The 23,274-nt window shown below is 72.2% G+C and carries 25 protein-coding genes and 4 tRNA genes; 10 read left to right on the forward strand and 19 right to left on the reverse strand.

Going from position 1 to position 23,274, the window contains the following annotated elements:
- Positions 1–89: 89 nt before the first annotated feature.
- From yajC to thrS, 14 genes are all read right to left on the reverse strand, one after another.
- The gene (yajC, locus tag RWK90_RS01220; protein ID WP_314033895.1) at positions 90–410 is read right to left on the reverse strand and encodes a preprotein translocase subunit YajC; all 321 of its coding nucleotides are present in this window, start codon (positions 408–410) and stop codon (positions 90–92) included.
- 89 nt (positions 411–499) lie between these two features.
- Entirely contained in the window at positions 500–1,588 is a 1,089-nt protein-coding gene (gene ruvB / locus RWK90_RS01225; RefSeq protein WP_314033897.1) for a Holliday junction branch migration DNA helicase RuvB, read from the reverse strand.
- Positions 1,588–2,187, reverse strand: a complete 600-nt coding sequence (gene ruvA, locus RWK90_RS01230) for a Holliday junction branch migration protein RuvA (RefSeq protein ID WP_314033899.1) — start codon at positions 2,185–2,187, stop codon at positions 1,588–1,590. The genes ruvB and ruvA overlap by 1 nt, the downstream gene beginning before the upstream one ends.
- Complete coding sequence (locus RWK90_RS01235; protein WP_314034720.1) at positions 2,184–2,843, reverse strand: crossover junction endodeoxyribonuclease RuvC; 660 nt, start codon at positions 2,841–2,843, stop codon at positions 2,184–2,186. The genes ruvA and RWK90_RS01235 overlap by 4 nt, the downstream gene beginning before the upstream one ends.
- A gap of 63 nt (positions 2,844–2,906) precedes the next feature.
- Complete coding sequence (locus tag RWK90_RS01240; RefSeq protein ID WP_314033901.1) at positions 2,907–3,659, reverse strand: YebC/PmpR family DNA-binding transcriptional regulator; 753 nt, start codon at positions 3,657–3,659, stop codon at positions 2,907–2,909.
- Positions 3,660–3,750: 91 nt separating this feature from the next.
- Positions 3,751–4,365: a pyridoxal 5'-phosphate synthase glutaminase subunit PdxT gene (pdxT, locus tag RWK90_RS01245; RefSeq protein WP_314033902.1), complete on the reverse strand. Its 615-nt coding sequence runs from the start codon at positions 4,363–4,365 to the stop codon at positions 3,751–3,753.
- Positions 4,362–5,234: an acyl-CoA thioesterase II gene (locus RWK90_RS01250; RefSeq protein WP_314033904.1), complete on the reverse strand. Its 873-nt coding sequence runs from the start codon at positions 5,232–5,234 to the stop codon at positions 4,362–4,364. The genes pdxT and RWK90_RS01250 overlap by 4 nt, the downstream gene beginning before the upstream one ends.
- A gap of 7 nt (positions 5,235–5,241) precedes the next feature.
- A complete protein-coding gene (pdxS, locus tag RWK90_RS01255; RefSeq protein WP_314033906.1) occupies positions 5,242–6,147 on the reverse strand; it encodes a pyridoxal 5'-phosphate synthase lyase subunit PdxS in 906 nt (301 codons plus the stop codon).
- 106 nt (positions 6,148–6,253) lie between these two features.
- Positions 6,254–6,901 carry an NUDIX hydrolase gene (locus RWK90_RS01260; protein ID WP_314033908.1) on the reverse strand — a complete coding sequence of 216 codons (648 nt, stop codon included), beginning with the start codon at positions 6,899–6,901 and terminating at the stop codon, positions 6,254–6,256.
- On the reverse strand, positions 6,891–8,006 hold the full coding sequence (locus RWK90_RS01265) for a glycosyltransferase family 4 protein (protein ID WP_314033910.1): 1,116 nt from the start codon (positions 8,004–8,006) through the stop codon (positions 6,891–6,893). Before RWK90_RS01265 ends, RWK90_RS01260 begins: the two co-directional genes overlap by 11 nt.
- A gap of 7 nt (positions 8,007–8,013) precedes the next feature.
- Entirely contained in the window at positions 8,014–8,922 is a 909-nt protein-coding gene (locus RWK90_RS01270; protein ID WP_314033912.1) for a phosphatidylinositol mannoside acyltransferase, read from the reverse strand.
- Complete coding sequence (pgsA, locus tag RWK90_RS01275; protein ID WP_314033914.1) at positions 8,919–9,578, reverse strand: phosphatidylinositol phosphate synthase; 660 nt, start codon at positions 9,576–9,578, stop codon at positions 8,919–8,921. Before pgsA ends, RWK90_RS01270 begins: the two co-directional genes overlap by 4 nt.
- A gap of 12 nt (positions 9,579–9,590) precedes the next feature.
- On the reverse strand, positions 9,591–10,193 hold the full coding sequence (locus tag RWK90_RS01280; RefSeq protein WP_314033916.1) for an HIT domain-containing protein: 603 nt from the start codon (positions 10,191–10,193) through the stop codon (positions 9,591–9,593).
- Positions 10,190–12,274 (reverse strand): threonine--tRNA ligase, encoded by a 2,085-nt coding sequence (gene thrS / locus RWK90_RS01285; protein ID WP_314034722.1) that lies wholly within the window; start codon positions 12,272–12,274, stop codon positions 10,190–10,192. The genes RWK90_RS01280 and thrS overlap by 4 nt, the downstream gene beginning before the upstream one ends.
- Positions 12,275–12,431: 157 nt before the next feature.
- Here thrS and RWK90_RS01290 point away from each other — a divergent pair, with 157 nt between their 5' ends.
- Positions 12,432–13,115: a DsbA family oxidoreductase gene (locus RWK90_RS01290; RefSeq protein ID WP_314033918.1), complete on the forward strand. Its 684-nt coding sequence runs from the start codon at positions 12,432–12,434 to the stop codon at positions 13,113–13,115.
- Positions 13,116–13,211: 96 nt separating this feature from the next.
- Here RWK90_RS01290 and RWK90_RS01295 read toward each other — a convergent pair.
- Positions 13,212–13,283: transfer RNA gene (locus RWK90_RS01295), tRNA-Val, on the reverse strand.
- Positions 13,284–13,777: 494 nt separating this feature from the next.
- Between RWK90_RS01295 and RWK90_RS01300 the strand changes: the two genes are divergently transcribed.
- From RWK90_RS01300 to RWK90_RS01320, 5 genes are all read left to right on the forward strand, one after another.
- Positions 13,778–13,850: transfer RNA gene (locus RWK90_RS01300), tRNA-Gly, on the forward strand.
- Between the two features lie 49 nt (positions 13,851–13,899).
- Positions 13,900–13,970 (forward strand) — tRNA-Cys (locus tag RWK90_RS01305).
- A gap of 31 nt (positions 13,971–14,001) precedes the next feature.
- A tRNA-Val gene (locus RWK90_RS01310) sits at positions 14,002–14,076 on the forward strand.
- A 104-nt stretch (positions 14,077–14,180) separates the two neighbouring features.
- Positions 14,181–14,411, forward strand: coding sequence for a hypothetical protein (locus tag RWK90_RS01315; RefSeq protein WP_314033920.1), 231 nt, complete (start codon positions 14,181–14,183; stop codon positions 14,409–14,411).
- A gap of 22 nt (positions 14,412–14,433) precedes the next feature.
- Entirely contained in the window at positions 14,434–14,985 is a 552-nt protein-coding gene (locus tag RWK90_RS01320; protein WP_314033922.1) for an N-acetyltransferase, read from the forward strand.
- 12 nt (positions 14,986–14,997) lie between these two features.
- Here RWK90_RS01320 and zapE read toward each other — a convergent pair whose 3' ends face one another.
- Positions 14,998–16,014 (reverse strand): cell division protein ZapE, encoded by a 1,017-nt coding sequence (gene zapE / locus RWK90_RS01325; RefSeq protein ID WP_314033924.1) that lies wholly within the window; start codon positions 16,012–16,014, stop codon positions 14,998–15,000.
- A gap of 51 nt (positions 16,015–16,065) precedes the next feature.
- Between zapE and RWK90_RS01330 the strand changes: the two genes are divergently transcribed.
- The 4 genes from RWK90_RS01330 to msrB are packed head-to-tail and all read left to right on the forward strand — an operon-like array spanning position 16,066 to position 20,035.
- A complete protein-coding gene (locus RWK90_RS01330) occupies positions 16,066–16,812 on the forward strand; it encodes a dihydrofolate reductase family protein (RefSeq protein WP_314033925.1) in 747 nt (248 codons plus the stop codon).
- Positions 16,809–18,341, forward strand: coding sequence for an alpha/beta fold hydrolase (locus RWK90_RS01335; protein ID WP_314033926.1), 1,533 nt, complete (start codon positions 16,809–16,811; stop codon positions 18,339–18,341). Before RWK90_RS01330 ends, RWK90_RS01335 begins: the two co-directional genes overlap by 4 nt.
- A gap of 53 nt (positions 18,342–18,394) precedes the next feature.
- On the forward strand, positions 18,395–19,591 hold the full coding sequence (locus RWK90_RS01340; RefSeq protein ID WP_314033928.1) for a glycosyltransferase family 87 protein: 1,197 nt from the start codon (positions 18,395–18,397) through the stop codon (positions 19,589–19,591).
- A gap of 9 nt (positions 19,592–19,600) precedes the next feature.
- On the forward strand, positions 19,601–20,035 hold the full coding sequence (msrB, locus tag RWK90_RS01345) for a peptide-methionine (R)-S-oxide reductase MsrB (RefSeq protein WP_314033930.1): 435 nt from the start codon (positions 19,601–19,603) through the stop codon (positions 20,033–20,035).
- A gap of 81 nt (positions 20,036–20,116) precedes the next feature.
- Here the strand turns inward: msrB and hemQ are convergent, their stop codons facing one another.
- Genes hemQ through hemE form a run of 3 tightly spaced genes read right to left on the reverse strand, consistent with a single transcriptional unit; the run spans position 20,117 to position 23,223 of the window.
- Positions 20,117–20,812 carry a hydrogen peroxide-dependent heme synthase gene (hemQ, locus tag RWK90_RS01350; protein WP_314033932.1) on the reverse strand — a complete coding sequence of 232 codons (696 nt, stop codon included), beginning with the start codon at positions 20,810–20,812 and terminating at the stop codon, positions 20,117–20,119.
- A 3-nt stretch (positions 20,813–20,815) separates the two neighbouring features.
- Positions 20,816–22,204, reverse strand: coding sequence for a protoporphyrinogen oxidase (hemG, locus tag RWK90_RS01355; protein WP_314033934.1), 1,389 nt, complete (start codon positions 22,202–22,204; stop codon positions 20,816–20,818).
- Complete coding sequence (hemE, locus tag RWK90_RS01360; RefSeq protein WP_314034724.1) at positions 22,201–23,223, reverse strand: uroporphyrinogen decarboxylase; 1,023 nt, start codon at positions 23,221–23,223, stop codon at positions 22,201–22,203. The genes hemG and hemE overlap by 4 nt, the downstream gene beginning before the upstream one ends.
- Positions 23,224–23,274 lie beyond the last annotated feature (51 nt).

Consider the following 23,274-nt stretch of genomic DNA (forward strand, 5'->3'; position numbering starts at 1 on the left):
GGACGTACTGGCGACACAGGTGATCTCTCTCGGTCTTCGTCTGAGGCCTCCGGCTGGTCGGCCCCACTACACTACTCGCCGGTAGTCGACTACCGGGAACCCGACGCATCGGTTCCGGGCTCGGTACCCGGCTCCGTCCCGGGCGCGCCCGCGGCGGTGAACTTCTCGCGGATGACGCGACGGTCCCAGCGGGTGCGCACGCCCGGCGCGATCTCCAGCTCGAGGTCGTCGGAGTCCACGGAGACGATCGTGGCGTGGAGGCCGGAGGTGGTGAGGACCCGGTCGCCCGGCTGGAGCGACTCCTGCATCTCGCGCAGTTCCTTCACGGCCTTCCGCTGCTTCGAGCTCTGCATGAACATGAGCACGAGCAGCACGACGATCATCAACGGGAGCAGCAGTTCCAGTCCCATGGGTCCTCCTGACGTGGACCCGCGGATTCCGGGTCCGGTGTGCGGGTCCGGGCTACGGACGGTCCCGTCCGAGGATGCCAGCCCCCGGCTCAGCCGCGCGCGCCGGGTCCCGGGTCCACGTCCACCGGCAGCATCGGCTCCGCCGGGCGCGTGTCGGGCCGGGTGAGGCCGAGGTGGTCCCACGCCGCCGCGGTCGCGATCCGGCCGCGGGGCGTCCGGGCGAGCAGTCCGGCCCGGACGAGGAACGGCTCGCAGACCTCCTCCAGGGTGGTGGACTCCTCCCCCACCGCCACGGCGAGGGTGCTCAGGCCCACGGGGCCACCCTCGTGCTGGACGAGCAACGCCCGCAGCACGGCGCGATCCAGACGGTCGAGCCCGAGCTCGTCGACCTCGTACACCTCGAGCGCGGCGCGGGCCACGGGGACCGTGATCCGGCCGTCCGCGCGGACCTCGGCGAAGTCGCGGACCCGCCGCAGCAGGCGGTTGGCGATGCGGGGCGTTCCGCGGGAGCGACCGGCTATCTCCAGGGCGGCGTCGGGCTCGACGGGGATGGCGAGGATCTCGGCCGCGCGGGTGACGATCCGGGCCAGGTCGGCATCGGTGTAGAAGTCCATGTGCGCGGTGAACCCGAAGCGGTCGCGTAACGGACCGGTGAGTGCGCCCGAGCGCGTGGTGGCGCCGACGAGGGTGAACGGGGCGATCTCCAGCGGGATCGACGTGGCACCGGGGCCCTTGCCGACCATGATGTCGATGCGGAAGTCCTCCATGGCGAGGTACAGCATCTCCTCGGCCGGGCGGGCGATGCGGTGGATCTCGTCGATGAACAGCACGTCGCCCTCGATGAGGTTGGACAGCATCGCGGCGAGGTCCCCGGGGCGTTCGAGAGCCGGCCCGGAGGTGATGCGCAGGGAGCCGCCGAGTTCGGCCGCCACGATCATGGCCAGGCTGGTCTTGCCCAGCCCCGGAGGGCCGGAGAACAGCAGGTGGTCGGGGACGACGCCACGGCGGGTGGCGGCGGTGAGAACCAGATCGAGCTGCTCGCGGACGGTCTCCTGACCGATGAACTCCCCGAGGCTGCGCGGGCGCAGCGCGCCCTCGACGTCGGTGTCGAACGGGGTGAGCGAGGCGGACAGCTCCGCCTCGTGTCCGTCTCCGGCGGTCGGGTCGAGCTCCGCCATCAGCGCTTACCGAGCGATTTGAGCGCGAGGCGCAGGGCCTGCGCGGGGTCGAGGTCGGGCTGGGCGTCGAGCACGGCCGTGGCGGTCTTCTCGGCCTCCACCGCGGAAAAGCCCAGGCCCTCGAGGGCCTCGGCGACCTCGGTGGCGGCGGGGGCCCGCCCGGTCCCGGCGAGCGCCGTGCCGGAACCGCCGTCGGGCACGGGTCCCACCTTGTCCTTGAGTTCGAGGACCATGCGTTCGGCGGTGCGCTTGCCGACGCCGGGGACCCGGGTCAGTGCCTTGACGTCCCCGGTGCCCAGTGCGCGGACGAGGTCATCGGGTTCCAGGGTGGCGACGATCGCCAGCGCGAGCCGTGGTCCGACGCCGGAGACGGTCTGCACGGTGAGGAACAGTTGACGTGCGTCCACGGAGTCGAAGCCGTAGAGCGTCAACGAGTCCTCTCGGACCACGAGTTCGGTGTGGAGCATGCCCTCGGCCCCGCGGCGCAGTCCCGCGAGCGCGGCGGGGGTCGCGTGTACCAGGACACCGATCCCGCCGGTCTCCACGACGCAGCGGTCCAGGCCGATCTCGGCCACCGTTCCCCGGATCGAGGCGATCACCAGCGCACTCCTTTCGCTCGCGCCATGCCGCGGGCGGCCGCCCGGGCACGCTCCTGATCGGCTGCCGGGTCGCGCCGCCCGGCCCCGTTCGACGCGGCCGCCTCCCTGGCGGCCGCGACCTTGGCCTCGAACCCGGCCCGGGAGCGGGCGACGTGGGCGTCCAGCGAGGCGACCCGTCCCTGCATCGGTGCGCGCCAGCTGTGGCACACGGCCAAAGCCAGCGCGTCGGCGGCATCCGCCGGGCTCGGGGGTTTCTGCAGACCCAGGATGCGGGTGATCATGAGGGTCATCTGCTTCTTGTCCGCGCGCCCGCTGCCGGTGATGGCCGCCTTGACCTCGGACGGGGTGTGGAACGCCACGGGGATGTCGCGGTACGCGGCCGCCAGGGCGACGACGCCGGCGGCCTGGGCGGTCCCCATGGCGGTCGACACCTGGTTCTGCGCGAACACGCGCTCGATGGCCACCACGTCCGGCGCGTGGATCTGCATCCACTCGTCGGCCACGGCGTGGACGGCGCGCAGGCGCCGCTCGAGCGGCTCGTCGGACGTCGTGCGCACCACGTCCACGTCCAGAGCCGTGACCGCGCGGCCCGGGGCGGTCTCGATGAGGGCGAGCCCGCACCGGGTCAGCCCCGGGTCCACACCCATGACGCGCATCTGCGACCTCTCGTCGACCAACGGTAGAACCTACGTTCGAGACCCTACCAGTGGGGTCGGTCGTCAGGCGTCGAGGCTCGCCAGCACGTCCTCGGGGACGTCCATGTTCGAGTAGACGTTCTGGACGTCGTCGGAGTCCTCGAGCGCGTCGATCAGCTTGAAGACCTTGGCGGCGCCGTCGGCGTCGACGGTCACCTCGACCGACGCACGGAAGCCCGACTCGGCGGACTCGTAGTCGATCCCGGCCTCCTGCAGGGCGGTGCGTACCTGGACGAGGTCGGTGGGCTCGCAGACCACCTCGAACTGCTCACCGAGGTCGTTGACCTCCTCGGCGCCGGCGTCGAGCACGGCCATGAGGACGTCGTCCTCGGTCAGCTCGCCCTTGTCCAGGACGATCTCGCCCTTGCGGGCGAACAGGTACGCCACAGAGCCGGGGTCGGCGAGGTTGCCGCCGTTGCGGGTCATGGCCGTGCGGACCTCGCCGGCGGCGCGGTTGCGGTTGTCGGTCAGGCACTCGATGAGCATGGCCACGCCGTTCGGGCCGTAGCCCTCGTACATGATGGTCTCCCACTCGGCGCCGCCCGCCTCCTCGCCGGCGCCGCGCTTGCGGGCGCGCTCGACGTTGTCGGCGGGGACGGAGTTCTTCTTCGCCTTCTGGATGGCGTCGTAGAGGGTGGGGTTCCCGGCGGGGTCACCGCCGCCCGTGCGGGCGGCCACCTCGATGTTCTTGACCAGCTTGGCGAAGAGCTTGCCACGCTTGGCGTCGATCGCCGCCTTCTTGTGTTTGGTGGTGGCCCACTTGGAATGGCCTGCCATTGATGTTCCGCCCTCCGGGGGTCTGGGGACCGGGTCCCGCCGTCCGGCGGCCCGGTGCGCGGCCTCGCTCGAGGCCACCTGACCGCCCAGTCTACGAGGTGGCGGTGCGGACCATGTCGAGGAAGTACCGGTGGACGCGGACGTCGTCGGTGACCTCGGGGTGGAACGAGGTGGCCAGGGCGTTGCCCTGCCGCACGGCGACCACGTGATCGCGGCCGTCGGAGGCCCGGACCTCGGCGAGTACCTGCACGTCGGAGCCGACCGATTCGACCCACGGGGCGCGGATGAACACCGTGCGCACGGGGTCTGGTCCGAGGGCGTCGACGACGAGGTCGGCCTCGAACGAGTCGACCTGCCGCCCGAAGGCGTTCCGGCGGACCGTCATGTCGATCGCCGAGAACCAGGTGGCGTCGGCCCGGGTGTCCAGGACCTCGGAGGCGAGCAGGATCATGCCGGCGCACGAGCCGTAGACGGGCATCCCGGCCGCGATCCGAGCGGACACGGGCTCGTACATCTCGTACACGTCGAGCAGGCGGCTCATCGCGGTCGACTCGCCCCCCGGCAGGACGAGGCCGTCCACGGTGTCCAGCTCGGACCGTCGGCGCACGGGGATCGCCCGCGCGCCGACGGCCTCGAGGTGGCGGATGTGTTCGGCCACGTCGCCCTGCAGGGCGAGCACCCCGATCGTCGGCGCGGCTCCGCTCACGAGACGGAGGCCGAGCCGGAGGTGTCCACCGGGAACGGCTGGGCGCCCGGGTTGAGTCGCCGGGACAGCCCCTCCTGTGTCACGGCGGCCACGAGGCGACCGGAGCGGTCGAAGATCCGTCCCTGGGTCAGGGCGCGGCCCCCGGAGGCGGACGGGGACGTCTGGTCGTAGAGGAGCCAGTCGTCGGTGCGGAACGGCCGCATGAACCACATGGCGTGGTCGAGCGAGGCGTCCTGGGTCGGCTCGTCCGGGTGCGGGATCTTGGCCGACCCGAGCAGGGTCATGTCCGACATGTACGCCAGGGTGCACACGTGGAAGTTCGCGTCGTCCGGGAGGGTGTCGACGCAGCGGAACCACACCCGTTGCTGCGCGGCCAGCTCGGGGCTGGTCGGCATGCCGTCCCGGGGGACGAACCGGATGTCCCACTGGGCCCACTCGTCGACGAAGACGCGGTGGACCTCGTCGAGATCGTCGACGGAGGTCACGGGGATCTCCTCGGGGTCGACGACTCGGGGCATGCGGTCCTGGTGCTCGATCCCGTCCTGGTCGAGGAGGTGGAAGGAGGCCGACATCGTGAAGATCGGCTCGCCCTCCTGGATGGCGGTGACCCGCCTGGTGGCGAAGCTCCGCCCGTCCCGCAGCCGGTCGATCTGGTAGACGGTGGGCACGTCGGGGATCCCCGGCCGGATGAAGTACCCGTGCAGGGAGTGGACGTGCTTGTCGGAGTCCACCGTCCGGACGGCGGCGGTCAGGGTCTGACCGGCCACCTGGCCACCGAAGGTGCGCTGGAGATGGGTGCGGATCGCGGGGCCCCGGTAGAGGTCGCGGTCGATCCGCTCGAGGTCGAGGATCTCCTCGATCTTCGCCACCGGCGGGTCACCAGCCCCGCTCGGCGAGCCGGTGGGGCTCCGGGATGTCGTCCACGTTGATGCCGACCATGGCCTCGCCGAGCCCGCGCGAGATGTTCGCGAGCATCTCCGGGTCGTCGTGGAAGGTGGTGGCCTTGACGATGGCCTTGGCGCGCTCGGAGGGGTTGCCGGACTTGAAGATGCCGGATCCCACGAAGACGCCCTCGGCGCCGAGCTGCATCATCATCGCGGCGTCGGCGGGGGTGGCGATGCCGCCGGCGGTGAACAGCACCACGGGGAGCTTGCCGGTCTGGGCGACCTCCTTGACGAGCTCGTACGGCGCCTGCAGCTCCTTGGCCGCGACGTACAGCTCGTCCTCCGGCAGGGCCTGGAGGGTGCGGATCTGCTGGCGGATCTGGCGCATGTGGGTGGTGGCGTTGGAGACGTCACCGGTGCCCGCCTCGCCCTTGGAGCGGATCATGGCCGCGCCCTCGGTGATGCGGCGCAGGGCCTCGCCGAGGTTGGTGGCGCCACAGACGAAGGGCACCGTGAAGGCGAACTTGTCGATGTGGTTGGTGTAGTCGGCCGGGGTGAGGACCTCGGACTCGTCGACGTAGTCCACGCCGAGGGCCTGGAGGATCTGGGCCTCGACGAAGTGGCCGATGCGGGCCTTGGCCATGACGGGGATGGAGACGGCCTCGATGATGCCGTCGATGAGGTCGGGATCGCTCATCCGGGCGACGCCGCCCTGGGCGCGGATGTCGGCGGGAACACGCTCGAGGGCCATGACGGCCACGGCACCGGCGTCCTCGGCGATCTTCGCCTGCTCGGCGGTGACGACGTCCATGATGACGCCGCCCTTGAGCATCTCGGCCATGCCCCGCTTGACGCGGGCTGTTCCGGTGGTGTTCTCGCTCGACTGCGGCTCGCTCACGAAAATGGCCTTTCCTGGCTCAGACGACGTGTTCAGGCCTACCAGTGTAGGTCGGCCTCACCTCGCCGCCCCAACCGCGTGCCCCCCGTGGTCCGCGGCCGAGCGGTCAGGCGTCCCCGCCCGGTGGGGGGTCGACGAGTTCCACGTAATCGGGCATGGGGGCGCGGCCCGCCAGGCGCAGGACACGGACGGCGGTCTGGTCGCGCAGGGCGCGGGTGTCGCGGACGGCGTCGTTGTAGAAGCGGCGGGCCATGGAGACGCGGTCGCCGGCGTCCTCGAGCTCGGCGGCCAGGTCGGCGGGGAGGGCGCGGACGTCGAGTCCGGCGAGCACCACGCCCAGGGTGTTCTCCGCCTGTTCGGCGTCCGGGCCGGCCGTGTCCTCCCCGGCCCGGTCGGTGGGATGGTCGCCGGCGTGGTCGGCCCCGCCGGGGCCGGTGCGGTCGGCGTCGCGTCGCGGCGGGGGTTGCGGTGCGGGGTCGGGACCGGCGACGGCGTCGGGCGGGTGCGCCCGGGCGCGGGCCAGCGCCAGGGCCAGGCGGTCGGCGCCCGCGGGGTCACGTGGGGTGAGGTCACGGACCACGGCGGCGGCCACCGCGTGGCGGCGTTCGAGGGCCCCGGCCAGGGCGGCGCGGGCGAGGTCGGTGCGGATGTGCAGACGGTCGAGGCGGTGGGCGGTGAGGTAGGCGCCGAGCAACGCGGCGGCGAGGACCACGACCAGGACGACGACGACGAGGGCGATCACCTCAACGGACACGGAGCGTCTCCCCCGGTCCGCGGATCGTCTCGTACACGCGGATCACCCTCTCGGCCACGACGGGCCAGTCGTACTCGCGGACCGCCTCACCGGCGTGGGCGCACAGTTCGTCGCGGCGTGCGCGGTCGGTGAGGACGGTGGTGAGGGCGGCGGCGAGGGCGTCGGCGTCGCCGACCGCGGCGAGCTGCCCGCACCGCCCGTCCCGGAGCACGCGGCGGAAGGCGTCGAGGTCCGAGGCGACGACGGCGGTGCCGGCGGCCATGGCCTCCACGAGCACGATGCCGAAGCTCTCGCCGCCGGTGTTGGGGGCGCAGTACACGTCGGCGGCGGCGAGGACCGCGGCCTTGCGGGCGTCGTCGACGCGGCCCAGGAACTCCACGTCGAGCCCGGCGGGCAGGCGGGAGCGGAGGGCGTCCCGGTCGCCGTCGCCCATGATCCGCAGGCGCAGGTCCGGGACGGCGCGCAGGACGGCGGGGAGGGCGGCCGCGAGGACGCCCATCCCCTTGCGGGGCTCGTCGTAGCGGCCGAGGAACGCGACGGTGGGGGCGCCGGTCGGCTCGCCGGAGGTGTCGACGTCGGCGAAGGCGCTGACGTCGACCCCGTTGGGGATCTCCACGGCGTCGGAGCCCAGCGCCTCCATCTGCCACCGTCGCGCGAGGGTGGACACCGCGATCCGGCCGCGGATCTTCTCGAGCAGGGGCGCGAGGACGCCGTCCGCGGCGTCGAGGATGAGCGATCCGGTGGTGGAGGTGTGGAAGGTCGCGGTGATGGGGCCCGTGGACATGGCGAGCGCGAACATGCCCACTCCGGGCGCGTTGGGTTCGTGGATGTGCAGTACGTCGAGGGGTTGCTCGCGCAGCCACTGGCGGGTGGCCCGCCAGGTCGCGGGACCGAAGCTGAGCCGGGCCACCGAGCCGTTGTAGGGGATCGCGACGCCCGGGCCGGTCAGGGTCATGCCCGGGATCGGGGCGCTGCCGGGGCTGCCGGGTGCGAGCACGCGGACGGAGTGCCCGCGCCGGCGCAGTTCCCTGGTGAGGTCCACGACGTGGGCCTGCACGCCGCCGGGCGCGTCGAACGAGTACGGGCAGATCATGCCGATGCGCACGGCCGGATCAGCCCTCGATCCGTTCGCGGCGTTCGGCGGGCAGGTCGTCGAGCCACAGGGGCTGCAGCATGTGCCAGTCCGCGGGGTGGCGGGCGATGCCCTCGGCGAAGAGGTCCGCCATCGCCTGGACAGCGGACCCCACTCCCCCGGAGACGTCGATCGGCGGGGTGATCCGCACGCGCATGGTGTCGTCGTCGGAGTACCAGAACTGGGCCACCAACAGCGGGGCGCCGGTCTCCACCGCGAGCCTCGCCGCGCCGGCGGGCATGCGGGTGGCCTCGCCGAAGAACGTCACGGGCACACCGGTGCGGCGCAGGTCGCGCTCCCCCGGAAGGCAGACGATCCCGCCGTCGGCGAGGTAGGCGCGCAGGGCGTCCAGCGGAGGGGTGGGGCCTCCGGTGTGCGGGTAGATGGTGAACCCCAGCGATTCCCGGTAGTCGAGGAAGCGCTGGTACAGGGACTCCGGCTTGAGACGCTCGGCCACGGTGGCGAACCCGCCGTAGCGCCGGGCGAGCCAGGTGCCGCCCAGATCCCAGTTGGCCGAGTGCGGCAGGGCCACGACCACGCCGCGGCCCTGCGCGAGCGCGGCGTCGAGGTGCTCGACGCCCTCGATGGTGCGGTCCATCTCGCGGGCCACGGCCTCGCGGTCCATCGCCGGGAGGCGGAACGCCTCGCGCCAGTACCGCGCGTAGGACCGGAACGAGTCGCGGACGAGCTCGTCGGGCACCTCCGCCGGGGTGACGCCGAGGACCCGGGCGAGGTTCCGGCGCAGTTGGGAGTCGGGACCCTGCCGCCGGGCGGCGAGATCGGCTCCGGCGCGGAAGAGCGTCCGCGCGAGGCCCTCGGGGAGGGCGCGGACGACGGCCCACCCGGCGGCATAGCCGAGGTCCGACAGGCGCTCGGCGGCCCCGCTCATCGGTCCCCCGGGGCGGGGGCCGGCGCGGCGGTGGCCTGCTCGTGGGCCACGCGGCGCAGGTAGTCGGTCCGACCGCCCCACACGCGCTGGATCACCGTGACGAGACTGCCCACCGCCACCGCGGTGAGGCCGACCTCCAGCGCCCACGGCACACCGAGGCCCTCGAGGCCGGCACCGAGCAGGATGAGCACCAGGCGGTCGGCGCGTTCCATGAGCCCGCCGGGGGTGCGCAGACCGCCCGCGTCGGCACGGGCCTTGGAGTACGAGACCACCTGGGACAGCACCAGGCACGCCAGCAGCATGGCCAGCGCGTAGCGGTTCCCGGGCTCGGTGTGGACGAGCCACCACAGAAGCGAGGACAGGATCACGCCGTCGGCGACCCTGTCGGACACGGCGTCGACCAGCGCGCCGTACGGCGAGCCCCCGCCCCCGGCCCGGGCGACGGCCCCGTCGACGAGGTCGAGCAGCGTGCACAGGGCGATGACGATCGCACCCGCGACGAGCTGGCCGTGGCCGAACAGCGCCACCGCCGCGGCACAGGTCAGTACGAGACCGGTCAGCGTGATGCCGTTCGCGGTGACGCCCATCCGCACCAGCAGTGAGGCGAAGGGGTGGGTCACCCGGGAGACCCCCGACCGTCCGTACTCGCTGAGCATCCGTCCCCCTGCTTACCTGGAAGGTGTGGTCTGCCCGGGCACACTGCCCGGGGACACCGTCGTGGACCACGCCTCGGCGAGCAGCCTCCGCGTCTCGTGGAGGAGCTGCGGCAGCACCTTGGTTCCGCCGGTCACGGTAATGAAGTTCGCGTCGCCGATCCAGCGTGGGACGACGTGTTGGTGCAGATGCTCCGACAGCGAGCCGCCGGCCGCGCCACCGAGGTTGAGCCCCACGTTGAACGAATCGGGCCTCGAGACCGCCTTGATGACCCGGATGAGGTGCTGCGTGTACGACATCAGCTCGCGGGACTCGTCGTCGTCGAGGTCCTCCAGGTCCGCCACCTTGCGGTACGGCACCACCATCGAGTGACCCGGGTTGTACGGGAAGAGGTTGAGCACCACGTACACGTGCTCGCCCCGCGCGACCACCAGCCCGTCCTCGTCGCTCATCCGGGGGATGTCGAGGAACGGCTCCCCCGTCATCCCCTCGGCCGGCTCCGGCCGCGTCTCGGCGATGTAGGACATCCGGTAGGGCGCCCACAGCAGCTGGAGCCGGTCCTCACCCACACCGAACTGGCGGTACTGCTCCGTCGGCACCGACTCCCCCGACGTCACACGCGCTCCGCGGTGGGCACGTCGTTGCGACGCGAGGTGATCCAGTACGCGATCTTGTCCATCGCGGCGTTGCGCGAGACACCGTTGAGCTGGGTGCCGTCGGGGAACCGGAAGCTCACGGCACCGGCCTCGACGTCGCGGTCGCCGGCCAGGAGCATGAACGGCACCTTGCCGGTGGTGTGGTTGCGGATCTTCTTCTGCATCCGCTCGTCCGACGTGTCGAGTTCCGCGCGGATCCCGCGGCCACGGAGTTCGTCGATCACGTCCTCGAGGTGCTTCTCGTGCGCCTCGGCGACGGGGATGCCCACCACCTGGACCGGCGCGAGCCACGCCGGGAACAGGCCCGCGTAGTGCTCGAGCAGCACCGCGAAGAACCGCTCGATCGAACCGAAGAGCGCGCGGTGGATCATGACGGGCCGCTTCTTGGTGCCGTCGGCCGCGTTGTAGGTCAGGTCGAACAGCTCCGGCAGGTTGAAGTCGAGCTGCACGGTCGACATCTGCCAGGTACGGCCGATGGCGTCACGCGCCTGCACGGAGATCTTGGGCCCGTAGAAGGCGGCCCCTCCCGGGTCCGGCACGAGCTCCAGCCCGGAGTTCGTCGCCACCCGGCGCAGGGTCTCGGTCGCGCGCTCCCACAGTTCGTCGCCGCCGACGTACTTCTCCGGGTCCTTGGTGGACAGCTCGAGGTAGAAGTCGTCCAGACCGTAGTCGCGCAGCAGGGAGATGATGAACGAGAGCACGGAGGCGATCTCGCCCTCCATCTGCTCCTCGGTGCAGTAGATGTGCGCGTCGTCCTGGGTGAAGCCGCGGGCGCGGGTCAGGCCGTGGATCACGCCCGACTTCTCGTACCGGTACACGGTGCCGAACTCGAACATCCGCAGCGGGAGCTCCCGGTACGACCGGCCCCGCGAGTCGAAGACCAGGTTGTGCATCGGGCAGTTCATGGGCTTGACGTAGTAGTCCTGCCCCGGCTTGGTCTCGTTGCCGTCCGCGTCGTGCTCGGCGTCCAGGATCATGGGGGGGAACATGCCCTCCGAGTACCAGCTCAGGTGCTGGGACTTGCGGAACAGGTCGCCCTTGGTCACGTGCGGGGTGTTGACCAGCGAGTACCCGGCGGCCAGGTGGCGCTTGAGCGAGTGCTGCTCCATCTCGTTGCGGATGATCCCGCCGCGCGGGTGGAACACCGGGAAGCCGGAGCCGATCTCGTCGGGGAAGCTGAACAGGTCCAGCTCGGTGCCCAGGCGGCGGTGGTCACGCTTCTCCGCCTCGGCGAGCCGGTCCAGGTACGCGTCCATCGCCTCGGTGCTCTCCCACGCGGTTCCGTAGATGCGCTGGAGGCCGGCGTTGTTATGGTCGCCCCGCCAGTAGGCGGCCGAGGACCGGGTGAGCGTGAACGCCGGGATGAACTTGGTGGTGGGCGCGTGGGGTCCCCGGCACAGGTCCGACCAGATGACCTCGCCGGTGCGGGGGTTGAGGTTGTCGTAGGCGGTGAGCGCGCCCGCGCCCACCTCCATGATCTCGGAGTCCTCGAGTGCCTCGGCTCCGTCCGCGTCGCCGGCGTCCGCCCGGCCCTTGTCCTCGATCAGCTCGAGCTTGTACGGCTCGCCCGCCAGCTCGGTGCGGGCCTCGTCGAGCGAGGCGTACTCGCGCCGGGAGAAGCGCTGGCCGGCCCTGATGATCTTCTTCATCCGCTTCTCGAGGTCCTTGAGGTCCTCGGGGGTGAACGGCTCCGTCACGTCGAAGTCGTAGTAGAAGCCGTTCTCGATCGGCGGGCCGATGCCGAGCTTGGCGTCCGGGAACTTGTCCTGCACGGCCTGCGCCAGCACGTGGGCGCAGGAGTGGCGGATCACGGATCGGCCGTCCTCGGTGTCCGCGCGCACGAGCTCCACCTCGGTGTCCACCTCGGGTGCCCAGGACAGGTCCCGCAGCGCGCCCTCGGGGTCGCGGACCACGACGATCGTCTCCGGACCGCTCCGCGACTGCAGTTCGCGCTCGGCGAGGATCTTGCCCGCGGGCTCACCGGCCGGGATGACGGTGGTCACGGTGGCCGCGCCCGTCGCGTCGACATCGGCTTGGGGCATGCGGTTCTCGGACACGGGGGACGATCTCCTCGGCAGTGGACGTCGGGCGGCGACGGGCCGCCCGGGCTGACACCGCGGTCCGAACGTGGGACCGGGCCGGTCCATGCTACCCGGGCCCCTCCGGAATCCCGGACCTCGCCGGGGCGTTGGACCCGGTATGCGCATCGACATCTGGTCCGACGTCATCTGTCCGTTCTGCTGGATCGGCAAGCGGCACCTGGAGGCGGCGCTCGAGTCGTTCCGAGATGATCACCCCGACGTCGGTGTGGAGGTGGTGTGGCGCGCCTACGAACTCGACCCCTCCGCCTCCCGCGTCGCCTCCGACGAGCCCGGTGAGACGAGCGCCGAGATGCTCGCCCGCAAGTACGGGATGTCCCGAGAGGAGGCGGAGGCCGGCCAGGAACAGATGGCCGCCCGTTTCCGGGATCTGGGGCTGGAGTTCGACTGGCGGTCGTCCCGGGTCTGTTCGACGTTCGACGCCCACCGGCTCGCCGCGCTGGCGGCCGAGCACGGCCGTGCGGACGAGGTGGACGAGGGGTTGCGCCGCGCCCACTTCTCCGAGGGCCGCGTGATCTCGGACCCGGAGGTGCTGCGGCGGATCGGCGTCGCTGCGGGCCTGCCCGCCGACGCGGTCGACCGGGTGCTCGCCGGGGATGACTTCGCCGACGCCGTCCGCCGCGATGTGGAGGCCGCGCGCGGCATCGGGGTCCGCGGTGTGCCGTTCTTCGTGTTCGACGGACGGCTGGCGGTGAGCGGTGCACAGCCGGTCGAGGTGTTCACCCGGGCTCTCGACCAGGCGCTGGCGTCGCAGGTCGCGTCGGCGGGACCGGATCACACCTGATGCGGCCGAGCGCGGTGGCCGCGCCCAGGCTCGGCCGTCACGCGCCCGGAACGACAGAAGCCCTCCCGGGACCCGGGAGGGCTTCTGCTGTTGCGGTGGTCCTAACTGGGTTCGAACCAGTGACCTCTCCGGTGTGAACGGAGCGCTCTTCCGCTGAGCTATAGGACCGCGTCGCGCCGGGCTGTCTCGCTCGGCACCGGAACACTGTAGCAAGACCCGGGCCCCCGCCCAATTCGGGGCCCGGATACCCGCTCACGCGCAGGTCGGAGAGGTCGCACCTGGTTCCGTCCGCGCCCGGGCGGTGCGCGGATGCGGAAGCGCGGGGCCCCGGTCGCGGGTGCACCGGAGACGACCCTGGGCGACACGCGGTCCGCTCCGCACTGGGTGAGCTGACGGGCTCACGCGACCCGCTCCGCCCTGCGCGAGCCGGCGGGCGGCGCGCGGACCGGCCCGGCGAGCCCTCCGCCCCCCCCGGCGCCCGCGAGGCGTTGAGTGGCCCCGGGCGGCGGCGGGGGGCGGTAAGGCGCCGGTCTCGGGCGGACGATTTAGGGCATCTGGGCAGTTCAGCGCACGTTTCCGACCCCGGATTTGTGTTCCGGCGACGGAGTCGACTAATGTTCATTCTCGCAACGGGGTGAGCAACAGCGAGCCGCCGAAGCGATGCGGATGTGGCGCAGCTGGTAGCGCATCACCTTGCCAAGGTGAGGGTCGCGGGTTCGAATCCCGTCATCCGCTCGGAGGGATCGAGGAGCCAGGACGTCCTCACCAGGCTCGATACCTTTGCGGTGGAGTGGCCGAGTGGTGAGGCAGCGGCCTGCAAAGCCGTCAACACGGGTTCGATTCCCGTCTCCACCTCTACGTCCGGATTCGTCCGGGCGCGGAACCCGCGCGATTAGCTCAGCGGGAGAGCGCTTCCCTGACACGGAAGAGGTCACTGGTTCAATCCCAGTATCGCGCACCACACGAGAGCCCCGGCCACACGGCCGGGGCTTTCGCCGTTGGTCAGCCGCCGGATCGGTACCGGATCGTTCCACCGGTGTGATGTCGGTCACGGATGATGAGGCCATGACCGCCCTGCCCCACATCCACCATTCGACCACCGTCGGCGCGGCCGACGTCGCGGCCATGCGCGGACGCGTCGTGGACTTCCGCCACACGACCGGGGTGCTCGTCGACCTCCGGCGGACCGGCACCGATGCCTACGAGGTCACCCTCGTTCTGGGCGGCGGCGACGACCCCGAGAGGTATGCCTTCCGCGGAGTCCGCGGGGACGAGAGCCTCCATCTGCACGCCTGAACGCCCCTCCTAGGCTGGTGGGGTGTCCGAACTGCTCCACGTGGCCCACGAAGCCGATCTGCCCGGCCTGTCCGCCCTGGCCGCCCGCACGTTCCCGTTGGCGTGCCCGCCCGAACTCGACCGGGAGGTGATCGCGGCCTTCGTCGCGGAGAATCTCAGCGAGGAGGCGTTCCGGAGGTACCTCGAGGTGCCTGACCACGAGGTGTTGGTGGCCCGGGAGGGCGACGGTGACGGTCGCGACGCGGGCGAGCCGGTGGGGTACGTGCTACTGGTCGCCGGCACCGCGATGGACCCCGCGTGCGAGGGGCAGATCGTGCACCGCCCCACGACCGGGATCAGCAAGTTCTACGTGCACCCCGGGTACCACGGCGTGGGGATCGCGGCCCGGATGCTCGACGACGTGACCCGGCGGTCACGCCGGCGAGGGGTACGCAGCCTCTGGCTGGCCACGAACGTCGCCAACACCCGCGCCCGTCGCTTCTACGTCAAGCACGGGTTCCGGGCGCGGGGTGAGCGGACGTTCGACGTGGGTGGTGTCGCCAACGCCGACGTCGTCTACGAGCTGACGCTCTGAGAGAGCCGGCTCTCAGCCGCCGACGGTCTCGAAGCGGGACAGCGCCAACAGTCGCGAGGTCGCGCGCAGGTACTTCTTCCGGTACCCGCCGGCGATCATCTCGTCGGTGAAGATGGCGTCCAGCTTCTCGCCGGAGTTGCGCACCGGGATGCCCGCGTCGTACAGCCGGTCCGCGAGCACGACGAGCCGCAGCGCGATCGACTGGTCCGGCAGCGGCTTGACCCCGCTCAGGCACACACGGTTCACCCCGTCGACCAGTCGGTTGTACTTGGACGGGTGCAGAGTCGACAGGTGCTCGCACAGGGCGTCGAAGTCGTCGAGCGTCGCGCCGTCGACCGCCTCCGCGTCCGCCTTCAGCGCATCGTCGGTCATCGGCTCCGGCGCGGGCGGCAGGTTGCGGTGCCGGTAGTCCGGACCGTCCACGCGGATCGACTCGAAGATCCCCGACATCTTGCGGATCTCCCGCATGAAGTCCTTGGCCGCGAAGCGGCCCTCCCCCAGCTGCTCGGGCAGCGTGTTGGACGTCGCGGCCACACTCACCCCGGCGGTCGTCAGCTCGGCGAGCAGACGGGAGACGAGCATGGTGTCGCCGGGATCGTCGAGCTCGAACTCGTCGATGCACAGCACCGAGTGGCCCGACAGTTCCTCGACCGCCCGGTTGAAGCCGAGAGCCCCCACCACATGGGTGAGCTCGACGAACGTGCCGAACGCCTTGGGCTCCGGGCAGTTGTGGTAGATCGAGGTCAGCAGGTGCGTCTTGCCGACACCGAACCCACCGTCCAGGTAGATCCCGGTGCCCTGACCCGCCTTGGGCTTGCGTCCGAACAGGCCCTTCTTGGGCGCGCGTCGGGCGTTGACCTCCTCGGCGAACCGCCGGCACGCCTTGACCGCCGCGGCCTGCGACGGCTGCGCGGGATCGGGGATGTACGAGTCGAAGCTGACGTCGTCGAACATCGACGGCGGCACCATCTGGGCCACGAGCTGGTCGGCGGGGACCACCGGGGTGACGTCAACGAGGCGAGAGACCATGCGGAGAGCCTATCGTGGGGGCACCCGACGTCAGAACGGAAGGAGTCCGCGGTGCACACGACACGGCCCACCGTGATCGACGACGACCCCGCGGCCCTGGACACCCTCTGGGCGGCGCTGGAGCCGGAGCCCGGCCTCGCGATGCCCCGCATCCGCGCCGTGATGATCTCCACCATCGACGGCAGCACGACCGTCGACGGACGCAGCGGCGGACTCGGCACGCCGACCGACAAGCTCGTCTACGACGCCATGCGCGCCCGCGCCGACCTCGTCATGGTGGGCTCGTCCACCGCGCTCACCGAGGGCTACGGCCCGGCCCGGATCGCCGAGGTCTGGGCCGACCGCCGACCCGGTCCCCCGCCGGTCGTGCTCGTGTTCACCCGCAGCCTGCCCGACCGGCTCATCGACCACTGCGCCCCGGTCGCCGACGCCGTCCAGGTGGTCGCCGCCCACGGCATCCCGGGAGAGCGCCTCGAGGCCGCCCGTGAGCGGGGCGTCACCGTCCACGTGCTCGATCCCGGCCCGCTGCGGGCGTCCGTACGGTCGCTCGCCAGTCACTTCGGCGCGTCGGAGGTGGCGTTCGAAGGAGGCCCCGAACTCCTCGGGACGTTCCTGAGCGAGGGCGCGATCGACGAGCTGGTCCTGTCCGTCGCGCCCGGGCTCGTCGTGGGCGGCGACCGCACGCCCCTCGCCACCGGGCCCGACGCCACCCGGATCCCGATGCGCGTCGCCACGGTGTTCACGTGCCCGCGCGGTGGCCTCTACACGCGCTGGGTCGTCGACCGGACCACGGGATGAGCCCCGACCGCCCGGCCGTCCGACCCCGGGTCCTCGCCTCGACCGCGGCGGCCCTCGCCGCCCTCGCGGTGGCCGCGACCGCCTGTGCACCGCTGCCCGCGCCCGGGCCGCGGCTGGCCACCGGGGACGGGCCGGGCCGCAGCTCCGGCGACGCGACCGACGGGCGGGAGACGGTCGAGCGCCCGGAATGGCTCGTCCCGCGCTCCGACCTCGCCTGGACGCCGTGTTCCGGGGACCGCGGTGGCGGGATCCCGGCCGATGCCAGCGTGGAGTGCGCGATGCTCGGGGACACGCCCGTCCTGCGCCTCACCGCGACGGGCACCCCGACCGATGCGGCCCCCCTCGTCGTCGTCGCGGGCCCGGAGACCTCCCCCGACACGCTCGCCGCGCGGATCGCCTCCACCGGCCCCGAACTCACCGACGCCCGGCCCCTCGTCCTGGTCGACCACCGCGGCCGCTCGGGCGCCGCCGGGACGTGTCTGTCCTTCCCCGCCCGGCGCACCCTCGACGGGCTCGCCGACCGCGGCACCGACCCCACCTCCCCCGAGGTGCGCGGCGCCCTGGCCGACACCGCGCAGTCCTGCACCGACCAGCTGGCGGGTCGCGAACTGGACTTCGGCGCCGCCGGCGCCGCCGAGGACCTGGAACGCCTGCGTCAGCAGTGGGGCGTTCCCGGGCTCGCCGTGCTGGGCATCGGGACCGGCGCACGCACCGCACTGGCGTACGCGAGCACCCACCCGGGACGCCTCGCGACCCTCGTGCTGGACTCCCCCGCCCCCGCCGACGGTGACCAGGAGGCCGCCGCCCGGGCGGCGCTCGACGGTTCCGACGCCGCGCTCCGGCTCTGGGCCGCCTCGTGCACCCGACCCGAATGCGGGCCCGGCGACGCCGACCAGAAGGTCGACGCGATCACCCGCGCGCTCGACCGGGCCCGCGACCCCGGCGCCAGGGTCCCCGCCGCCCTGCTGGCCGACGTCGTCCGCTCTGCCCTCGCCGACCTGTCCGGGGCCTCCGCCGCGGACCCGTCCCCGGGGGACAGGATCCTCGGCGACCTCGTCGCCGCCGCGCCCGACGAGACCCCCGACAGCGTCCGCGACCGGGCCTCCGCGCTCGTCGGCACCTCCCTGCCGTACGTCGCGGGGTGTTCCGACCTCTCGCGGCGCGTACCCGTCAACCGGGTCGCGGAACTGAGCTCGGAATGGGAGGACACGCCGCCGTTCGGGGAGATCCTCGCCGCCCAGCTGTCCGCGTGCTCCACCTGGCCCGTCCCCGGGGGCTCGCCGATCACCGTCCCCGGCGACGTGCCGGTCCTGCTCCTGGGCGGCATCGCCGACCCCGTGGCCGGGGCCGCGGCCGTCGAGCCGACCGCCGCCGCCCTCACCGCCGCCGGCGCCACCGACGTCCGCACGCTCACCTGGGGAGCCCCCGGATCCCGGGTGCTCCTCCATTCCGCGTGCGCCCGCGCCGCGGTGACCGGATTCCTCGACGACCCCGCCGGCGCCGCGGACCCGGCGGCCTGCCCGTCCTGACCGACCGGAGTGCCTCGGCCGGGCCCGGTCGGCGAGGCGGTACCCTGCCTCACGTGCCGTTGCCCACCCGAAACACGATGACCGTCCCCCGCGTCCTCACCCACGTGTTGTGGCCGCTGGCGATCATGACCGTCATCCACCGCGTCCTGATCCGGGCCGTCAACGGATCCATCACCAACGACTTCGGCACCGTCTACCTCGCCACCAGGCGCTTCCTCGCCGGCGAGCCGGTCTACGTCGAGAACCTGCTCACCGTCCAACCGCACTACCTCTACGCGCCCAGCGGCACGTTGGTGCTCGCGCCTTTCGGGATGATCGACAACTACACGATCGCCCGGTGGCTGTTCATCCTAGTCAACACCGCCGCGATCATCGCCGCGCTGTGGCTGCTCATGCGGTTGTTCGACCTCGACGTCCGCTCCTTCGCCGCGCCCGCGATCCTCCTGGCCGCCTTCTGCACCGAGGCCGTCACCAACACGCTGGTGTTCACCAACGTCAACGGGGTGATCTTCCTGTGCCAGGTGGCGTTCCTGTACCTGCTGCACCGGCGCCGCCTGTGGTGGGCGGGCGTGGCGATGGGCCTGTCGCTCGCGGTGAAGCCGATGCTCGCGCCGCTGCTCGTGTTGCCGCTCATCCGCAGGCAGTGGCAGCCGTTCGTCACCGCCGTCGCGATCCCCGGCGTGGCCATGGCCGCCGGCTGGGCGTTGACCGTCGACGCCCGCAGCTACCTCGACACCACCCTCGCCTATATGGGTGAGGTGCGCGACTACTACAACAGCTCGATCGCCGGCCTCGGCCTGTACTACGGGGTCCCGGAACCGCTCGTGCTCGTGGCGCGGATCCTCGTGGTGGCCGCCACCCTGCTGGCGGTCTGGCTGCTGCTCGAGTACCGCCACAACCACGAGGTCCTGTGGCTCGCGACCACCTCCGGGGTGGTCCTGACGGGCGTGTTCCTCGTCTCCACCCTCGGCCAGATGTACTACTCCATGATGCTCATCCCCATCATGCTCACGGTGGTGCTGGACAAGTCTCTCGTGCGCAACTGGCCGGCGTGGCTCGCCGCGTACGGGTTCTTCACCCTCGACTTCTGGGAGTCCACCCGCTGGCCCTACTACGGGCGGCTCCTCGAGTTCGCCCACCCGACCCTCGGCTGGCTGCTGCTGCTCGTCACCGTGCTGGTGGTGCTGCTGTGGCGCCGCACCGACCCGCGCCGCCACGAGCGGATCGCACCCGCCGCCGCGGCGGCGTAGCCTGCGGGCATGAGCAAGCCCACCGACACCCACTCCCCCCAGCCCGACTTCACGCTCGACGACGCCGAGTGGCGTCGCCGCCTCACCCCGGCGGAGTACCAGGTCCTGCGGCAGGCCGGGACCGAGCGGCCCTTCACGGGCGAGTACAACGACACCAAGACCGAGGGCGTCTACCGGTGCCGCGGCTGCGGTGCCGAGCTGTTCCGCAGTGACGCCAAGTTCGAGTCCCACTGCGGATGGCCGTCGTTCTTCACCCCGCTCGCCGGTGACGCGGTGATCGAGCGCGAGGACACCTCCCTCGGCATGACCCGGACCGAGGTCATCTGTGCGAACTGCCACGGCCACCTCGGCCACGTGTTCGCCGGCGAGGGTTACGGCACGCCCACCGACCTGCGGTACTGCATCAACTCGGTCAGCCTGACCCTCGAGCCCGCCGAGGGCTGAGCGCGGTACGAGAAGGGGCCGACCGGATCGGATCCGGTCGGCCCCTTCGTCGTCGTGCCCACGACGAGGACGCGTGGCGCCCTACGGCAGGGAGGCGGTGAGCTGCGCGGCGGTCACGCGCGGCCCGGTGAAGAACGGGATCTCCTCGCGCACGTGGCGGCGCGCCTCGGTCGCGCGCATGATCCGCATGAGGTCGACGATCCGGTCGAGCTGCGGGGCCTCGAACGCGAGGATCCACTCGTAGTCACCGAGCGAGAACGAGGGCACCGTGTTGGCGCGCACGTCGGGGTACTCGCGCGCGGCGCGGCCGTGCTCGGCGAGGATCTGACGCCGCTCCTCGTCCGGCAGCAGGTACCACTCGTAGGACCGCACGAACGGGTACACCGAGATGTACGCGCCCGGCTCCTCCTCGGCGAGGAAGGCCGGGATGTGGCTCTTGTTGAACTCCGCGGGCCGGTGCAGGGCCGTGTTGGACCAGTACGCGGTGCTGGCGCGGCCGAGGAGGGTGGTGCGCCGGAACTCGTTGTAGAACCGCTGCAGGTCCTCGATGTGCTCGGCGTGGGTCCAGAACATGAAGTCGGCCTCGGCGCGCAGGCCGGAGACGTCGTACAGGCCACGGACGACCACGTCGGTGTCCTCGTAGCGGGCGAGGAACTTCTCGAGATCCGCGGCGACCGCGTCCCGGTCCTCGCCGAGCTGCCCGGGCGTCACGGTGAAGACCGAGAACATCAGGTAGCGCAGGGTGGAGTTGAGCTTCTTGTAGTCGAGGCGTGCCATGGCTCAATCCTGCCACTTCGTCGCCAGTCGTCGGGCCGCGGCCCGTGCCGACCCGATGCAGGCGGGTACCCCCACCCCCTCCGTGGCGCCGCCGACGAGCTCGACACCGGGCAGCCGGTCGGCGAGTTCCGCCCGCACGGCGGCGATCCGGGCATCGTGTCCGGGGCCGATCTCGGCGAGGGCGTCCGTCCAGCGGCGCACCCGCGAGTGCAGGACCGTCGGCTCAGAGCCGCACAGCTCCCCCAGTCCCGTTTCGGCCATCCGGGTGAGGGCGGCGTCGTCGGAGCGGAGGACCTCGTCGTCGTCGAGCCTTCCGAAGGACACCCGCACCAGATGCCCGGGGCGCGTGTCGAGGTGCGGCCACTTGCGGCTCGTGAAGGTCATGGCCTTGTAGGGCACGGGTTCGTCCGTCGCGACGAGGATCCCGGACCGTTCGGGCAGTGCCGCGGAGCGGTCGATCTCGAGCGCGACGACCGCCGAGGAGGCGGTGCGGATCCCGGACAGGGACGGGTCCCCGGCGTCGAGCCCCCCGGCGGCGGTGAGGAGCGGGGCGGCGTGGGGAACGGGGACGGCGACGACGACGAGGTCGGCCCGCTCGACCGACGGCCCGCTGTCGGCGTGGACCGCCACCGCGTACCCGTCGGCTCCCCGCCGGAGGGAGGTGCACCGCGTGCGGGTGCGGATCCGTGCACCGGACGCGGCGACGAGTGCGTCGACGAGAACCCGGTAGCCACCGTCGAGGGCGGCGAACACGGGCCCCGGGGTGCGGGTGGCGGTGAGTTCGCGGGCCGCGGCGGTGAGGCTGGGCGCCCCGCGGTCGAGCGCCTGTGCCAGTCCCGGCACGACCTGGCGCAGGCCGAGGCCGCTGCTGCGGGCCGCGTACACGCCGCCGAGCATCGGATCGACCAGCCTGGCGACGACGGCGGGCCCGAAGCGCTCCGCGACGAGGTCCCCCAGCGACACGTCCGACCCGGGCTCCCACGCCAGGGGCAGGTCGACCTCGCGCGCGGCGACCGCCCGCTCGGCGGGGCCGAGGACCTCCGACAGGGCGTCGACGTCCGACGGCAAACCCATGAGGGTGCCCGGCGGCATCGCCACCACGCGCCCACCGGTGAGGATCGCCGATCCGAGCGTGCCCGGGTGTCGGAGCGAGTCCGCCAGGCCGAGCTCGGCGACGAGCGCCGAGGCCTCGGGGCGACGACCGATGAACGCCTCGGCCCCGAGCTCCATGGGCCCGGACGGGAAGTCGACCGTGTGCAGCGCTCCCCCGGGTGCGGCGGACGCCTCGAGAACGGTCACCTGCGCGTCCGGCAGATCGAGCGAGAGCTGGTAGGCGGCGGTCAGCCCGCTGAGGCCGCCGCCCACCACGACGACGCGCGGCGCCGCCGTCACTTGCCGGTGAGCTCGTGGACGAGCTCCACCACGTGGGTCACCGCCCCGGCGTCGGTGGAGGGCAGCACCCCGTGCCCGAGGTTGAACACGTGGCCGGCGGCCCCGGCCTCCCGGGCGCGGCGGCCCTCGTCGAGGATGCGCCGGACCTCGCCGTCCAGGGCGTCGCGGTCGGCGAAGAGCATCGCCGGGTCGAGGTTGCCCTGCAGGACCTTGCCGGGCGCCCGCGTGGCGGCGTCGTCCAGCGGGATCCGCCAGTCCACGCCCACGACCTCCGGGCCGGCCTCGCCCATCGCGCCGAGCAGCTCCCCGGTGCCCACGCCGAAGTGCGTCCGCGGGACCGAGGAGATGACCTCGTCGGCGAAGATGCGCGCGGAGTGCGGCAGGACGAGGGTGCGGTAGTCACGCTCGGTCAGCGCCCCGGCCCACGAGTCGAACAGCTGGATCGCGTCGACGCCCGCGTCGATCTGGGCCCGCAGGAACACGGTCGTGAGGTCCGCGAGCCTGGACATCAGCGCGTTCCACACGTCGGGCCGCGAGTACATGAGCGCCTTGGTGTGCTCGTGGTTGCGGCTCGGACCGCCCTCGATGAGGTAGGACGCCAGGGTGAACGGGGCGCCGGCGAACCCGATGAGGGCCACGGCCGGGTCGAGCTCGGCGGTGATGAGGCGCACGGCCTGCCCGATCGCCTCGAGGCGGTCCGGGGTCAGCTCGGGCAACGCGGCCACCGCGGCCTCGTTGCGGATCGGCTGCGCCACCACCGGGCCGGTGCCCGGGACGATGTCGATGTCCACGCCGGCGGCGGCCAGGGGGATCACGATGTCGGAGAAGAAGATCGCGGCGTCCACGCCGTGACGGCGGACAGGCTGGAGCGTGATCTCGCACGTCATCTCGGGATCGAAACAGGCCTCGAGCATCGTCGAGTCGCCGCGTACCTTCTTGTACTCCGGCAGGGAGCGTCCCGCCTGGCGCATGAACCACACCGGCGTGTGCGACCCGCCCCGACCGGTCACCTCGTCCAGGTAGGGGCCGGTGCCGGCGCGACGGCCGGGGGTGCCGGTCGGACGACCGTC

The organism is Dietzia sp. CH92, from assembly GCF_032248695.1.
Lineage (GTDB): Bacteria > Actinomycetota > Actinomycetes > Mycobacteriales > Mycobacteriaceae > Dietzia.